The following is a 14,108-nucleotide window of genomic DNA, read 5'->3' as shown; positions in this document are numbered from 1 at the left end:
GTCAGGCCGTCAGCGCTGACATCGCCTCATCGGCGCGTCCGAGGAGATAGGCTTTTTCGCGCTCGTTCCGCGTGAGCTCCGCTGCGCGGCGGAAATCGAGATTGGCTTCTGTGTGCCGCCCGAGCTTGCTCAGGAGATCACCACGGACGCCGTAAAGCAGGTGATAATTGTCGAGCAAACCACCTGACCAGATGGCGTCGACGAGCGTGAGTGCCGGGGCAGGGCCCTCGGCCATCGAAACCGCGACGGCCCGATTGAGCTCGACCACGGGCGAGGGCATGACCTCTACCAAAAGCGCATAGAGCGAGGCGATCCGACGCCAGTCGGTGTCCTCGGCCCGCCACGCCCGCGCATGGCAAGCGGCAATCGCTGCCTGGAGGGCATAGGGGCCAATGTCACCGCCGAGTGCCGTCACGCGTTGCAGCCCGTTGAGGCCGCGGCGGATCATCAATTGATCCCAAAGTGCCCGGTTCTGGTCGGGCAGGAGGATCGGCTCGCCTTTGGCATTCGTGCGGGCATTGACCCGGCTATGCTGGATTTCCATCAGCGCCAGGAGCCCGTGCACCTCTGCCTCTTCGGGCATGAGCTGCGTCAGAATGCGCCCCATGCGCATCGCCTCTTCGCAAAGCTGCGGCCGCATCCAGTCTTCCCCAGCGGTGGCCGAATAGCCTTCGTTGAAGATAAGGTACAAAACACCCAGAACCGAGGCGAGCCGCTCAACCCGCTCGGCGCCGCGCGGCACTTCATAGGGCAGGCCCGCATCGGCAATGGTGCGTTTGGCGCGGACGATCCGCTGGCCGATGGTCGTGTCATTGGCGAGGAACGCCCGAGCAATTTCCTCGGTCGTCAGGCCGCCGATGAGCCGCAGCGTCAACGCCACACGGCTTTCTGCCGGCAGGATGGGGTGGCAGGAGGTGAAAATCAGGCGCAGGAGATCGTCGCCGACATCGTCGTCCATGCTGTCGTGGATGGCGGTTTCGGCGTCAGGCACGTCTTCCTCCATGGTGCGCCCGACTTCCTCGAGCTTTCCCGCCGCCATTTTGCGGTGGCGAAAATAGTCGATTGCCTTGCGCTTGCCCGCCTGCATCAGCCAGGCGCCGGGATTGCGCGGCACGCCAGTTTCCGGCCAATGCTTGAGCGCAGCCATGAGCGCGTCCTGCGCCAGTTCCTCGGCCAGCGAGATGTCGCGGACGACACGGGTGAGGCTCGCGATGAGCCGCGCCTGTTCCTGCCGCCAGACAGTCGTGATGGCTTTGTCCGTTTCGGTGCGATTGCTCATCGGCTCCTCCAGATCGCTGGGCAAAGTGCCAGCGAAAAGACGCGAGGAAAAGGCCGGACTGCATCGCTCCGGCCCCAATCACTATTGATCGAACATGCCCTTGGGCGTTTCGCCCTTGAGGAAAGGCTCCATAAAGCCCATGAGCAGGTCTACCTGATCGATGACGGCCGTGTGCGAGGTCGCCGGGAGAATAGCAAGGCGTGAGGCGGAAAGGGGCTTACCCATATCGCCGGGCTCGCCACCGCCAAGCAGGCGGTACATGCTGACGAGGTGCTCAAGGGTCATCATGTCGGAGTCTCCGCCGATGATCAGCACCGGCATTTTCAGCTTCTTGACCTCCTCGCCCCAGGCCATCGGCTCATGCTCGAGCGCGATCATGCGCTCGACAAACGGCCGGAAGCCTTCAGGATTAGGCGCGAGGGTTTTCCAGGCGTCCTCCATGGGCGTGCCGACGAACATTTCGGGCACCATTGTCGGGATCATGGCGAGGAATGCCGGCTGCGAGCCCGACATGTCATAGCTCACCGAAGCGGTGATCAGGTGATCGACTTTTTCGGGATGGTCGATGGCAAGCCGCAAGGCGGCCGCCGCACCCATGGAATAGCCAAAGATATCCGCCTTTTTGAGCCCGACATCGTCCATGAACGCCGCGACGTCGCTCGCAAGGTTGGGATAGGTCACCGGCCGGTCGATGTCTTCGGTGCGTCCATGGCCCTGAAATTCGAGCGCATAGACAGTGTGGGTCTTGGCGAGTGCGGGGATAATCCCGCCCATGGCCGGGATATTCATATAGGCGCCATGCAGCACGACGATCGGCGCGCCTTCGCCCGAAACCTCATAATACATGCGCATGCCGTTGACGTCGGCATAGTCGCCCTTGGCCTCGGCTTGGGCCTGCGCGCCAATCGTTGTCAGCAGAATGGCTGCGGCAATGGTCAGGGAACGCAACATCGATAGTCTCCATCGGCTTGGCACTTGAAGTGCGCTTTCGATGAGACGACGAGTGGGCCTATCTTTGCTCGACATGCCAGATGCGATTATTTGGGCAATAAAAAACCCCGCCGTTGAGCGGGGCTCTTTACGAATGACGCTGAAGCGATGCGGTCGCTTAGGCGACGTTTTCGCTATAGGCATCGGCCTCGTCAGGCTCGCGCAGCACGTAGCCACGGCCCCAGACGGTTTCGATGTAATTCTTGCCTGCAGTTGCGACGCTGAGCTTCTTACGCAGCTTGCAGATGAAGACGTCGATGATCTTGAGTTCGGGCTCGTCCATGCCACCATAGAGGTGGTTGAGGAACATTTCCTTGGTCAGGGTCGTACCCTTGCGGAGCGAAAGCAGCTCCAGCATCTGGTATTCCTTGCCCGTCAGGTGAACGCGAGCGCCCTGGACTTCGACCGTCTTGGTGTCGAGGTTGACCATGAGATCGCCGGTCGAGATGACCGACTGGGCATGGCCCTTGGAGCGACGGACGATGGCGTGGATGCGGGCCACGAGTTCGTCTTTGTGGAATGGCTTGGTCATGTAGTCATCGGCGCCGAAGCCGAGACCGCGTACCTTGTCCTCGATGCCGGCAAGACCGGAGAGGATCAGGATCGGCGTCTGAACCTTGGCGACGCGCAGGGTCCGCAAGACCTCATAGCCGCTCATGTCAGGCAGGTTCAGATCGAGCAGGATAATATCGTAGTCATAGAGTTTGCCGAGATCGACGCCCTCTTCACCGAGATCGGTGGTGTAGACGTTGAAACTTTCAGACTTGAGCATCAATTCGATGCTCTGCGCCGTGGCGCTATCGTCCTCGATGAGGAGTACCCGCATTATATTCCCCTTGTCATTCGTTCCTGCTGGAACCTGCGCGGTGGATGACAAGTCGTCCCACGCGCTCCAACCCTACTGGATATGACTGAAGCCTAAGCTCAAATAGTTAACAAAGTTTAATTCGGTTCGGCAATACGCAAACGACGTTAGGGCGATTTAAGTTTAAGTGTCTGAAATTGCAACATAAAACGGATGAAAATTTCTTAAAGTATTACGTTAAAAGTTGCCTACAAGCGATTCAGTCGACTCATCCATTCGTCGTCGTGCCGGGATTTTGGGCATAGTTCGGCCTTTGCCTGCCTTGGACCCGACTGCTCAGCCAGTAGCGAAATTTGGTTAATGTTCGGTTATCTTGCGATTCGTGACGGGCTCGATTCGAGCCGTCGCGTAAACCATGTCTCTTTCGAACCGGGGTTGCAGGACCACTCATGAAGGCGCTGATTTCAGCCATCGATGCGATCGACGACGTCGAGGTTTTCGGGCGCGTCAAATCGGTCCAGGGCCTTCTTATCGAAGTCGTCGGTCCCGTGCGCGAACTGCGCGTAGGTGGGCGGGTGATGATCGAAGGCAGCGACGGCGATACACTGGCTGCCGAGATCATCGGCTTCCGCGATGGCCATGCGCTCTGTCTGCCCTTTGGTGAATTGAGCGGCGTGCGCCTTGGCTGCAAGGCCGTCTTCAAGCGCCATGACGGCGCGGTCAATCCGTCGATGTCCTGGCTCGGCCGGGTCATCAATGCCAATGGCGAACCGATCGACGGGCTGGGCCCTCTTCAGCGTGGCGCCAAATCCTATCCGCTCCGCCAGTCCCCATTAGCTGCGCATGACCGCGTCCGTGTCGGTGCGCCGCTCGATCTTGGTGTCCGCACGCTCAATACATTTACGACGCTCTGCGAAGGCCAGCGCATGGGCATCTTTGCCGGCTCAGGCGTCGGCAAGTCCGTCCTGATGTCAATGCTGGCACGCAATACCAATGTGGACGTCTCGGTCATCGGGCTCATCGGCGAACGTGGCCGCGAGGTGCACGAGTTCATTCAGGAATATCTCGGCGAAGAAGGCCTTCGCCGCGCCGTCGTCGTCGTTGCGACCTCGGATGAAGCCGCGCTCATGCGCCGGCAGGCTGCCTATATCTCCCTCTCGCTCTCGGAATATTTCCGAGACGAGGGCAAGCGCGTCCTTTGCATGATGGACTCGCTCACCCGCTTTGCCATGGCGCAGCGCGAGATCGGTCTTTCCATCGGCGAACCCCCCACCGCCAAGGGTTATCCACCGACAGTTTTCACAGAATTGCCACGTTTGCTCGAAAGGGCCGGCCCAGGGACGCCTACGACCGGTTCTATTACCGGACTTTTTACCGTTTTGGTGGAAGGTGATGATCACAATGAGCCAATTGCGGATGCCGTGCGCGGGATTCTTGATGGGCACATCGTGATGGAGCGCGGAATTGCCGAGCGGGGTCGTTATCCTGCCGTCAACGTGCTCCGGTCCATCTCGCGCACCATGCCAGGGTGCGTACCGCCCGATTTTCGGCCGGTACTGGCAAGGGCGAGGGAGCTCATGTCCATATTCTCGGACATGGAGGAGCTGATCCGGTTGGGGGCATACCGCAAAGGGTCGGATCCGAATGTGGACCTTGCTATCGGTATCAACCCGAAGCTGGAGGCGTTTTTGAGCCAGCAGCGGGAAGAGACCACGACGGTTGCCGAAGGCTATCGACGCCTGGCGGAAATCATCGCGGAAGCCGATGCTTAGGGTCTATCGGGAGGGCTTAACGCCTTTTCGGAACTGGCTTGATGTGTAAGGAGTACAGGTCTTGAAATCGCGCAGCGAGAGCCTCATTCGGCTCAAGAAGTTCAATGTCGACGAAAAGCGCCGGCAGGTTATGCAGATCGAAATGATGGTCGCGGACTTCGAGCGCATGGCCTCCGAGCTCGATCAGCAGATCGAGATCGAGCAAACCAAGACCGGCATTTCCGATGTCGCTCATTTTGCTTATTCCACCTTTGCCAAGGCCGCGCTCCAGCGCCGCGACAATCTTCTGGCTTCGGCCAATGATATGCGCGGCAAGCTCGAAAATGCGCAGGACCAGCTCGCCGAAGCGCTCGAAGACCTGAAAAAGGTCGAGCTGCTCGATCAGCGCGAACATGAGCGCGAACGCCAGGAACAGAACAAGCTTGAACAGGCAGATTTCGACGAGGTAGCCCGTCAGCGCTTTCTCAAGCGCTAGTGCCCGGCGCTTCCCTTGAAGCGCCTCTCTTCGTTAGACGAAAAAAGGCCCGCAGAAGCGGGCCTTTTTTTTTTTCTCGGGTCCTCAGTGAACAAGGACCTATGAGAAACTTAGTTGGTGGTGGCGGGAGCTGCCGGTGCCATCGTGTCAGCCGGAGCTGCTGGGGTCATGCCGTCAGCAGCAGGGGCCATCGCGTCGTTCGCGCCATCGACGGGCTCATCGTCAGCCCAGACGAAGTCGGGAGCTGCGGTCAGAGCATCAGCCGTGGTCGGAACAACCCAACGTTCGGTGTTGTCGGCAGCAACGGTGAATTCAAGCGCCTTGAAATCAACGGCAACGCTCTTTTCGCCGATGCCGAGGAAACCACCAACGCCGATCACCACAGCAGTGATCTGGCCATCAGCGTCGAAAACCAGGTCGCTGATATTGCCGATTTCTTCAGCGTCATCACCGGCGCTCGAATAAACGGGCTGGCCGATCAGGCGCGAACCGAGGTTATCGGTATCAGCGGCAGTGTAGCCGGCCGACATATCCCAAGGCTCATTGACGTCGGTTTCTTCCATAGCACCAGATTCAACAGGCGCAGCTTCAACACTCGTTGCCGGAGCGGCTGGGGTTTCAGTGCCCATAGCTGGCGTTTCAGTGGTGGTTGCCGGAGCTTCGGTGCCCATGGCCGGAGTTTCCGTCGTGGCAGGAGCAGGCGTGGTCTGGGCAATAGCAGCGGTACCCATGAGCACGGCAACGGCCGTAGTAGTCAAAAGCGTGCGGATCATTGTAGGCTCCAAAGGTTCATCGTTTTCATGAACAGGCCCATGTGGTGATTACTTGCCGGTAGCACCGCATGGGCCGTTATGATGAGACAACGTCACGTCCCCACGACCCGTTCCCGAGCAATTTTTTCCGATTTTTCGGGAACCATGAAATATTTGCTGCAGAAAAATTAAAAAGGCCGGCTTCCGCCTAGGCGGTGCCGGCCCTTTCCGCCTCCCTGGCGGATTAGTCGCGTCCTGCGAAAAGACAAGAATTCGCGTTCTTGCCGTAGCACCACACATTGGTTGCCGCCCGGCAGGACGCGCTCTATGAGCGACAGATCCACAATAGCGCAGGAATTAAGGCAGGAGTCCGCTGGCCGGGTTAATGCGTTAAATTTGACTTAATTGGATAAGGTTGCGGTATCTTTATCGTAGTCGCGCATCGCCCGATGCGGCATGCCGCCGTCGAGAAATTCGGGCCCGAATTCGACGAAACCTAACTTACGATATAGGCCGAGTTTGTCCGATTGGGCAGTGAGATAGAACCTGTCTCGGCCATCTTGGCGCGCATCTGCCATTGCGGCTTCGATCAACTGGCGCGCGACGCCCCGGCCACGATAATGGAGGCGCACGGCGACACGGCCGATCTTGATGTGCTCGGGATAATCGATGAGCCTTAGGGTGCCGACCACTTCGCCATCGGCAATCGCCACGTAGTGCGTTGCCGTCAGATCGAGTTCGTCGTTCTCCTCTTCCTCCGGCACTTTTTGCTCCCAAACAAACACCTCGCGCCGGAGCGCAAAGGCGGCGTTGCACAGGGTCGAAAAGGCGGGGACAGTGAGAATGGTAAGGCTGGACATGAAGTGGATGTAGCAGGCGGCCGCTGTGCGGTGAAGCGCCAACGTCCGCCAGCCTCTCTCATTCCACCGCTTCGAGCGCCGCTAATTGTTCAAGCGCCGGCGCCTGATGCACCAGATCGTTGACGAAGGCGAGCTTGTCGATCACGGGCGGTGACAGCACGAAGGGATAGGCATCGGTTTGCCCCATAGCCCGGTTGAGATTGTTGAGCAGCGACGCCAGCGGAATCCAGTTGTCGACGATCTCGCTCATATCGGGCGCCATATAGGGATCGAAGCGAACAGGCGGCAGCGCGAGACTCTCGTCCCCCGTTCTGGGTTTTGCGCGAATGCCAAAAGCGGCAGCCATCTCCACAGTGTCGGTGATGTGGAGATAATGGGCGAAGGTTTCGGCGAAATCTTCCCAAGGGTGGGCGGTCGCATAGGCACTGATATGGGTCGCGGGCCAACCGGCCGGGGCGCCATTGGCATAATAGGTCTTGAGCGCCTGCCCATAATCGGCGCGCTCGTCCCCGAAGAGGTCGCGATACCGTGCTTCCTGTGGCTTTTCACGCACCAGCAAATCCCAGTAGTGATGCCCGATCTCGTGGCGGAAGTGGCCGAGGAGCGTGCGATAGGGCTCACCCATGCCGGTGCGCCGCCGCTCGCGTTCTGCATCGTCCGCTTCGGCGAGCGAAATGGTGATGATGCCGTTTTCATGCCCGGTCATCACCGGCGCATTGCCATCGCCATCGGCGAGGAACCGGAAAGCGAGACCATGTTCCGGATTTTCCGCGCGCGTTTCGAGCGGCAAACCCAAGCGGAGCAGCGAGTAAAACAACCGTTTCTTGGCGCGTTCGATCGTCTGCCAGCGCGAGAGATTATGTGGGTCGTCGAGCGAGGGAATGGTCTCATTATGTTGGCAGGCGAGGCAGAAGATCGATCCACCCTCTTCCTTGGTCACCAGCCAATTGCAGGCGGCGTGGCGCGCGTTGTCGCAATAGATATAGGTCTTGCCGGGCATGGCAGGCGCTGTCCACGCGTTGTCGCCTGCGGGGTCGAGCGAGACCAGCGCATTTTCCTCCGGCAGATAGCCGAGAGCGTGGCCGCAGTGCTCGCAAAGATTGTTCTCAAAATAGATCGTATTGCCGCAGTGATCGCAGGAAAAAAGCTGCATGGGGCCCTCGCTGTCGCGTCCGGAACAATGTCGGGCGTGCTGGCCCGTTCCGGTCCGTGCAAAATTCTCGTTGCCGGCCGCGCTGTCACGCGGTTGCCGCGTGACTTGTCTAGACCAAAGCCATTTCAGGAGGATTTGACATGGACATCAACGAAAACAGCATCCGTGAACGTGCCCGCTGGCTCTGGAAGCAAGCCGGAAAGCCCGAAGGCCGCGATGTCGAGTTCTGGCTCGATGCGGAAAACAGCCTCCGCGCCGAGGGTAGCGACGGCAATTTCCGCGCCAGTGAAGGCGAGGAGCACAATTCCAATCCCAACGCCTATTCCCCCACTCCATTCGGCACGCAGAGCTGAACCAGATCCCAAGGCCTCGGTGGATAAATCTGCCGGGGTCTTGCCCCCGGGCGGCGCAGGCGAGATGGTCGCAGCGCCCAAGGAGGCCGATGCATGACCGTTGAATTCCTGATCACCACCTTGATCGTCGTCGTTTCGCCCGGCGCCGGCGCGCTTTACACCATCGCGGCCGGCCTTGGCCGCGGGGCACGCGCCAGTCTCTGGGCCGCGTTCTTCTGCACGCTCGGCATCGTCCCGCACATGATTGCCGCCATCACCGGTCTCGCCGCCATCCTTCACGCCAGCGCCATGGCCTTTGAGATCATCAAATATCTCGGCGTCGCCTATCTCCTCTACATGGCCTGGGCGACTTTGCGCGAAACCGGCTCGCTTGCCGTCAAGGCGGATGAGGCGAGGAAGCCACTCAAGGACATGGCGACCGAGATCATCCTCATGAACCTGCTCAATCCAAAACTCTCGATCTTCTTTTTTGCTTTCCTGCCGCAATTCGTTCCGGCCGATGCACCCGGCGCCGTGCCACAGATGCTGCAATTGAGCGGAGTTTTCATGATAATGACCTTCGTGGTCTTCGCGCTTTATGGGCTCTTTGCCGCTGCGATACGCAATCAGGTGGTCTCGCGACCGGCAATCATGGTCTGGATGCGCCGGTCCTTTGCTGCCGCCTTTGTCGCCTTGGGCGCAAAGCTCGCACTGACCCAACGCTGAGCGGTCAGCAACTCTCGTCTCTGCCGGGCGTTAACCAACGTCGTCAAGACGAGGAGGAATGCATGGCACATCACGAGGAAAACAAAATTCGCGACCGGGCCTACCAGCTTTGGGATCTGGCCGGTCAGCCCGAGGGCCAGGAGCAGGATTTTTGGTATCAGGCAGAGCGCGAGCTCGCCGAAGAGATCGAGGTCGATACCTCCAAGGAAGCTTCGGTTCTCGACCTACCTCCCATCATTCCGGGCGGCATGACCAAATGAATTAGGGCGACCCTGGGGTCGCCCTTTTTGTTTCCAACTCTGCCTTAGCTCTTAAACGCTGCCCACCGTCTTGAGGCGCACGCGCGGGTGAACCTCGTTCTGGCTCATCACCACCGTCTGCGGGCGGAAGCGCTCGATGATGGCGCGGACATGTGGCCGGATCGAAGGCGAGGTGATCATTACCGGCAATTCGCCCTGCTGAGCGGCGCGCTCAAAGCCCTGGCCGACCGCCGCGATGAACTGCTGCAGGCGGCTCGGTGCCATGGCGAGGTGACGGTATTCGCCTTCGCCAACCATGGCTTCGGCAAAGTCGCGTTCCCATTGCGGCGAGAGTGTCAGGAGCGGCAGGTTGCCGTCCTGGCCGAGATTGGCGGCGCAGATCTGGCGCGCCAAGCGCGAGCGCACATGTTCGGTGATCGACTGGATCGAGCGGCCGGGGCCCGCGACTTCGGCAATGCCTTCGAGAATGGTCGACAGATCGCGGATCGAGATGCGTTCGGTTAGAAGCGCCTGCAGCACACGCTGCACACCCGAAACCGAAATCTGGCTCGGGATGATGTCTTCGACCAGCTTCTGCTGGTCCTTCGGCAGACCCGAGAGCAGGCTCTGCACATTGGCATAGCTGAGGAGTTCAGCCACGTTTGCCTTCAAGACTTCTGTCAGGTGGGTCGAGATAACGGTCGATGGGTCGATAATCGAGAGACCACGGAGCTCAGCTTCGTCGCGCAGCGCCGGATCGATCCAGGTTGCGGGCAGGCCGAAGGTCGGCTCGGTCGTCTGGTGGCCCGGCAGGTCGATTGGATTGCCATAGGGGTCCATAACCATGAGGAGGTTGGCGTGGATCTGGCCGTGCGCCGATTCCACTTCCTTGATCCGAACCTTATAATCGTTGGGCTCGAGCTGCATGTTGTCGAGAATGCGGACCGGCGGCATGACGAAGCCGAGTTCGAGCGCGAGCTGGCGGCGGAGCGCCTTGATCTGCTCGGTGAGGCGATCAGTGCCGCTGTCGTCTTCCTTGACGAGGCCGAGGAGGCCATAGCCGAGTTCGAGCTTGAGATCGTCGATCTTGAGGCTTTCGCTGATCGGCGGTTCGCCGGCCGGCGCACCACCAGCGGCAGGCTGGCCCGGCGTACCACCCGCAGCCTTGGTCGCAGCATCAGCCACAGCCTTGGCGCGTTCAGCGACATCGCGAACGGTCTTGCTCTTCGAGGCGCGGTAGGCGGCATAACCAACACCGCCGGAAAGGGCCATGAACGGGATGAGGGGCATGCCCGGCAGAAGGGCGAGAGCGGCCATGACGGCCGACGCCATGCCGAGCGCCTTGGGATAGCCGCCGAATTGGCTGGTCAGGGCCTTGTCGGCCGAACCGGTCACACCCGACTTCGACACGAGAATACCAGCAGCGGTCGAAACGATCAGCGCGGGGATCTGCGAGACAAGGCCGTCGCCGATGGTCAGGAGCGTGTAGACCTGCCCGGCTTCACCGGCCGAGAGCCCTTCCTGGAAGATGCCGATGGCCATGCCGGCCGAGACGTTGATGAAGGTGATGATGAGGCCGGCAATGGCGTCGCCGCGCACGAATTTGGACGCACCGTCCATGTTACCGAAGAAGGCACTTTCGCCTTCGAGTTCGGCGCGGCGCTTTTTGGCGGTGTCTTCATCGATCAGGCCCGCCGAAAGGTCGGCGTCGATGGCCATCTGCTTGCCGGGCATGGCGTCCAGGGAGAAACGCGCCGCGACTTCAGCGATACGGCCAGAACCCTTGGTGATGACGATGAAGTTCACGATCACGAGAATAATGAAGATCACGATCCCGATGACGAAGTTGCCGCGCGTCACGAAGTTGCCGAAGGCCTCGATGACGTGACCAGCCGCCGCCGAGCCATTATGACCTTCCGAGAGGATGAGGCGTGTCGTTGCCAGGTTCATGCCTAGACGCAGCATGGTGGCGATCAGCAGCACCGTCGGGAAGGACGAGAATTCGAGCGGCTTCTGGATGAAGAGAGCCGTCATCAGGATCATGACCGAGAAGACGATCGAGATGGCGAGGAGACCGTCAACCATAAGCGCCGGCAGCGGCACGATCAGGATGACGATCAGACCCATGACGCCGGAGGCGAGGGCGATATCGCCCGAACGCAGCGTATCGAGCACCGTCTTGACTGACGGTGGCTTGAAGCTGAAGCGGGAATTCGAGGCTGAAAGATCGGTCATGTGATCGGGCTACCGGGGAGAAACGGGAAAGGAGGGCGGCGATTTCGCCGTCCTCCCGCCAAATTTGGATTTAAGCGACGTTGCGCCGCTCGCCGGGGTCGGGAATGTTCATTCCCTCGTCCGAATATTGGTTGAGCTTGTTCCGCAGCGTCCGGATCGAGATACCGAGGATATTGGCCGCATGCGTGCGGTTGCCCCAGGTATGGTCGAGCGTATCGAGGATCAGCTCGCGCTCCACATCGGCCACGGTGCGGCCGACAAGGGCGCGGGACATGGCTTCGGCGGTTTCGGCGAGCTGCTGGGCCGGCGAATTGGCGCGTGCGGCTTCATTGAGGCCCATGCCGTCGGGCAGGACGATGGCTTCGGAGCCGATCATCGTGCCAGTGGCGAGCAGTACGGCGCGGTGCAGCGTGTTTTCGAGTTCGCGGACATTGCCCGGCCATGGCGCATGGAGGAGCGCGGTGCGCGCATCGTCCGAAAGCTCGCGCTTCGGCAAACCATTGGCCTTGGCATATTTGGTGACGAAATGGTCGGCCAGCGCCACGATATCGCCCGGACGCTCGCGCAGCGCCGGGAGCTTAAGATTGACGACGTTGAGGCGGAAGAGAAGATCTTCGCGGAACGAGCCTTCGCGGACAGCCTCGACGAGGTTGCGGTTCGAGGTGGCGAGGATGCGGATATCGACCGGGACGGGCTTGTTGCCGCCGACGCGATCGATCACCCGCTCCTGAATGGCGCGGAGGAGCTTAGCCTGCAGGCGAACATCCATTTCCGAGATTTCGTCGAGCAGCAACGTGCCGCCCGAGGCTTCCTCGAACTTGCCGACGCGGCGCGCGATAGCGCCGGTAAAGGCGCCCTTCTCGTGGCCGAACAGTTCGGATTCAAGGAGCGCTTCGGGAATGGCGGCGCAGTTGACCGAGATGAACGGCTTGGCGGCGCGCTTCGAACGCGAATGGACATAGCGCGCGATGACTTCCTTGCCGGTGCCGCTTTCGCCGGTGATGAGGATCGAGGCTTCCGAGCCTGCGACCTGCTCGGCCATCTTGACGACGCGCTGCATGGCGGGATCGCGGAAGAGGAAATCTTCGCTGTCGCGCGATACTGCCTGGATCACGGCTGCGATCAGCGCGGCATCGGGGGGCAGGGGGATGTATTCCTTGGCGCCGGCGCGGATGGCGTTGACGGCGGCAGCGGCATTGGTTTCGACGCCGCAGGCGACGACGGGAATGGCGATGCGTTCGGCTTCGAGCGCGGCGATGAGGCCGGCAATGTCCATCATCACATCGACGAGCAGCAGGTCGGCGCCACGCCCGGTGCGGAGCGCTGCCATGGCGATTTCGATGCCCGGCGCGTGAGCGACCTTGGCCCCGCCATCCATGGCCATTTTGGTGGCCTGGCTCAGTTGACCTTCAAGGGTTCCGACGATGAGGAGACGCATACCATTCACTCCCGTTTCTTATTATTGCGGCTTGATGATCTCGGTCATGGTGACGCCGAGCCGATTTTCGACCAGCACGATTTCGCCACGCGCCACGAGGCGGTCATTGACGTAGATTTCGACGGCTTCGCCGACCTGGCGGTCGAGTTCCACCACTGTGCCGGTGTCGAGCTTGAGAAGGTGCGAGACCGGCATCTTGGTGCGGCCAAGCACGACCGACACGCGCACCGGCACGTCGAAGACAGCTTCGAGGTCGTCGGCGGTGCGCTCCACATAGGCTTCCATGCGATCGCCACGCTCGGGCGTCGGCATTTCGTCGAGGCCGAGTTCGCCCATGTCATTGGTATCGAGTTCGGGATCGGTCGGATTCATTCACCGCTCTCCTTGTTGTGGTGGCTGCCGGTCTTATTCGCCTTGGCGGCGAGATAGTTGGCAATGGTTTCGTCGATGTCGGTTCCAAGGGCGCCGGTATCGCGGATGAGGCCGCCATCGACCCATTCGAGGCGCCCGTCGCCGAGGCGGATGTCAGGCTCGCCCATCACGACGAGACGCCCGGCATAACCGGAGGTCGCGATCTGGGCAGTGGCGATGTCGCGGATCTGGTCGGCGAGATCGGGGTGGCAGCGGATGACGAGATGCGGCACGCCCGAAAGGCTCGGCATGCATTCGGCGATCAGCGCTTCGAGTTCGCCGGCTGGCTCGCGGTTGATGAGGTGGAAGGCAAGCTTACGGCCGACGCTGACGGCGAGGTCTACGGCGGCGACATGGTTTTCCATGCGCGCATCGTCGAGTGCGGCCGTCATGCTTGCAGCATGGGCGGCAAGCATGCCAGCGGCCGCTGCAACGGTCTGGCTGGCCATGGAGGTGGAATTGCCTTCGCCGGCCATGAGACCTTCCGCATAGCCTTCTTCCCGCGCCTCGCGCACAAGACGGGCCACGACGTCCTCGGGAATGCCGACTGGCTCGGGCGGCAGGTCCGGCATGGCAGTCGCCGCATGGACCGGGCGGTCCGCGAGGTCGAGGTCGAAAGTAAAGCGGGCGAGGGCGGCCAT

General features: G+C 60.7%; 15 protein-coding genes. 5 read left to right on the top strand and 10 right to left on the bottom strand.

The window, feature by feature from the left end; translation table 11 throughout:
• Position 1 precedes the first annotated feature (1 nt).
• The 3 genes from ASG47_RS11580 to ctrA form a co-directional block, all read right to left on the bottom strand.
• On the bottom strand, positions 2–1,279 hold the full coding sequence (locus tag ASG47_RS11580; RefSeq protein WP_061909150.1) for an RNA polymerase sigma factor: 1,278 nt from the start codon (positions 1,277–1,279) through the stop codon (positions 2–4).
• Between the two features lie 81 nt (positions 1,280–1,360).
• Complete coding sequence (locus tag ASG47_RS11575; protein ID WP_413813464.1) at positions 1,361–2,227, bottom strand: alpha/beta fold hydrolase; 867 nt, start codon at positions 2,225–2,227, stop codon at positions 1,361–1,363.
• Positions 2,228–2,387: 160 nt separating this feature from the next.
• Entirely contained in the window at positions 2,388–3,095 is a 708-nt protein-coding gene (gene ctrA / locus ASG47_RS11570) for a response regulator transcription factor CtrA (protein ID WP_061909146.1), read from the bottom strand.
• A 428-nt stretch (positions 3,096–3,523) separates the two neighbouring features.
• Between ctrA and fliI the strand changes: the two genes are divergently transcribed.
• Together fliI and fliJ are read left to right on the top strand one after the other, a co-directional pair.
• Positions 3,524–4,846, top strand: a complete 1,323-nt coding sequence (gene fliI / locus ASG47_RS11565) for a flagellar protein export ATPase FliI (protein ID WP_061909144.1) — start codon at positions 3,524–3,526, stop codon at positions 4,844–4,846.
• Positions 4,847–4,907: 61 nt separating this feature from the next.
• Entirely contained in the window at positions 4,908–5,321 is a 414-nt protein-coding gene (gene fliJ / locus ASG47_RS11560; RefSeq protein ID WP_061909142.1) for a flagellar export protein FliJ, read from the top strand.
• Between the two features lie 110 nt (positions 5,322–5,431).
• Here fliJ and ASG47_RS11555 read toward each other — a convergent pair whose 3' ends face one another.
• The 3 genes from ASG47_RS11555 to ASG47_RS11545 all read right to left on the bottom strand — a co-directional run bounded on the left by ASG47_RS11555 (position 5,432) and on the right by ASG47_RS11545 (position 8,086).
• Positions 5,432–6,094: a PRC-barrel domain-containing protein gene (locus ASG47_RS11555; protein WP_061909140.1), complete on the bottom strand. Its 663-nt coding sequence runs from the start codon at positions 6,092–6,094 to the stop codon at positions 5,432–5,434.
• A gap of 380 nt (positions 6,095–6,474) precedes the next feature.
• Positions 6,475–6,933: a GNAT family N-acetyltransferase gene (locus ASG47_RS11550; RefSeq protein ID WP_061909758.1), complete on the bottom strand. Its 459-nt coding sequence runs from the start codon at positions 6,931–6,933 to the stop codon at positions 6,475–6,477.
• Between the two features lie 58 nt (positions 6,934–6,991).
• A complete protein-coding gene (locus ASG47_RS11545) occupies positions 6,992–8,086 on the bottom strand; it encodes a putative zinc-binding metallopeptidase (RefSeq protein ID WP_061909138.1) in 1,095 nt (364 codons plus the stop codon).
• Between the two features lie 140 nt (positions 8,087–8,226).
• Here ASG47_RS11545 and ASG47_RS11540 point away from each other — a divergent pair, with 140 nt between their 5' ends.
• The 3 genes from ASG47_RS11540 to ASG47_RS11530 all read left to right on the top strand — a co-directional run bounded on the left by ASG47_RS11540 (position 8,227) and on the right by ASG47_RS11530 (position 9,404).
• Positions 8,227–8,439, top strand: coding sequence for a DUF2934 domain-containing protein (locus tag ASG47_RS11540; protein WP_061909136.1), 213 nt, complete (start codon positions 8,227–8,229; stop codon positions 8,437–8,439).
• A 93-nt stretch (positions 8,440–8,532) separates the two neighbouring features.
• The gene (locus ASG47_RS11535; protein ID WP_061909134.1) at positions 8,533–9,144 is read left to right on the top strand and encodes a LysE family translocator; all 612 of its coding nucleotides are present in this window, start codon (positions 8,533–8,535) and stop codon (positions 9,142–9,144) included.
• 62 nt (positions 9,145–9,206) lie between these two features.
• Positions 9,207–9,404, top strand: coding sequence for a DUF2934 domain-containing protein (locus tag ASG47_RS11530; RefSeq protein ID WP_061909132.1), 198 nt, complete (start codon positions 9,207–9,209; stop codon positions 9,402–9,404).
• 51 nt (positions 9,405–9,455) lie between these two features.
• Here ASG47_RS11530 and flhA read toward each other — a convergent pair whose 3' ends face one another.
• The 4 genes from flhA to ASG47_RS11510 form a co-directional block, all read right to left on the bottom strand.
• A complete protein-coding gene (gene flhA, locus ASG47_RS11525; protein WP_061909130.1) occupies positions 9,456–11,618 on the bottom strand; it encodes a flagellar biosynthesis protein FlhA in 2,163 nt (720 codons plus the stop codon).
• 70 nt (positions 11,619–11,688) lie between these two features.
• The gene (locus tag ASG47_RS11520) at positions 11,689–13,056 is read right to left on the bottom strand and encodes a sigma-54 interaction domain-containing protein (RefSeq protein WP_061909128.1); all 1,368 of its coding nucleotides are present in this window, start codon (positions 13,054–13,056) and stop codon (positions 11,689–11,691) included.
• A 21-nt stretch (positions 13,057–13,077) separates the two neighbouring features.
• A complete protein-coding gene (gene fliN, locus ASG47_RS11515) occupies positions 13,078–13,368 on the bottom strand; it encodes a flagellar motor switch protein FliN (RefSeq protein WP_244484006.1) in 291 nt (96 codons plus the stop codon).
• A 56-nt stretch (positions 13,369–13,424) separates the two neighbouring features.
• Positions 13,425–14,108: a hypothetical protein gene (locus tag ASG47_RS11510; protein WP_061909124.1), complete on the bottom strand. Its 684-nt coding sequence runs from the start codon at positions 14,106–14,108 to the stop codon at positions 13,425–13,427.

Origin of the sequence: Devosia sp. Leaf420 (assembly GCF_001425445.1) — a bacterium.
GTDB lineage: Bacteria > Pseudomonadota > Alphaproteobacteria > Rhizobiales > Devosiaceae > Devosia.
Note: the sequence above shows the minus strand (reverse complement) of the source record. Positions and strands in the feature narration are given on the sequence as shown.

What these genes read in the sequence shown, in the direction of transcription:
- ASG47_RS11580 (WP_061909150.1), bottom strand. Translation starts at nt 1,279, where the DNA reads ATGAGCAATCGCACCGAAACGGACAAAGCCATCACGACTGTCTGGCGG.
- ctrA (WP_061909146.1), bottom strand. Translation starts at nt 3,095, where the DNA reads ATGCGGGTACTCCTCATCGAGGACGATAGCGCCACGGCGCAGAGCATC.
- fliI (WP_061909144.1), top strand. Translation starts at nt 3,524, where the DNA reads ATGAAGGCGCTGATTTCAGCCATCGATGCGATCGACGACGTCGAGGTT.
- ASG47_RS11555 (WP_061909140.1), bottom strand. Translation starts at nt 6,094, where the DNA reads ATGATCCGCACGCTTTTGACTACTACGGCCGTTGCCGTGCTCATGGGT.
- ASG47_RS11550 (WP_061909758.1), bottom strand. Translation starts at nt 6,933, where the DNA reads ATGTCCAGCCTTACCATTCTCACTGTCCCCGCCTTTTCGACCCTGTGC.
- ASG47_RS11545 (WP_061909138.1), bottom strand. Translation starts at nt 8,086, where the DNA reads ATGCAGCTTTTTTCCTGCGATCACTGCGGCAATACGATCTATTTTGAG.
- ASG47_RS11540 (WP_061909136.1), top strand. Translation starts at nt 8,227, where the DNA reads ATGGACATCAACGAAAACAGCATCCGTGAACGTGCCCGCTGGCTCTGG.
- ASG47_RS11535 (WP_061909134.1), top strand. Translation starts at nt 8,533, where the DNA reads ATGACCGTTGAATTCCTGATCACCACCTTGATCGTCGTCGTTTCGCCC.
- ASG47_RS11530 (WP_061909132.1), top strand. Translation starts at nt 9,207, where the DNA reads ATGGCACATCACGAGGAAAACAAAATTCGCGACCGGGCCTACCAGCTT.
- flhA (WP_061909130.1), bottom strand. Translation starts at nt 11,618, where the DNA reads ATGACCGATCTTTCAGCCTCGAATTCCCGCTTCAGCTTCAAGCCACCG.
- ASG47_RS11520 (WP_061909128.1), bottom strand. Translation starts at nt 13,056, where the DNA reads ATGCGTCTCCTCATCGTCGGAACCCTTGAAGGTCAACTGAGCCAGGCC.
- fliN (WP_244484006.1), bottom strand. Translation starts at nt 13,368, where the DNA reads ATGCCGACGCCCGAGCGTGGCGATCGCATGGAAGCCTATGTGGAGCGC.
- ASG47_RS11510 (WP_061909124.1), bottom strand. Translation starts at nt 14,108, where the DNA reads ATGGCCGCCCTCGCCCGCTTTACTTTCGACCTCGACCTCGCGGACCGC.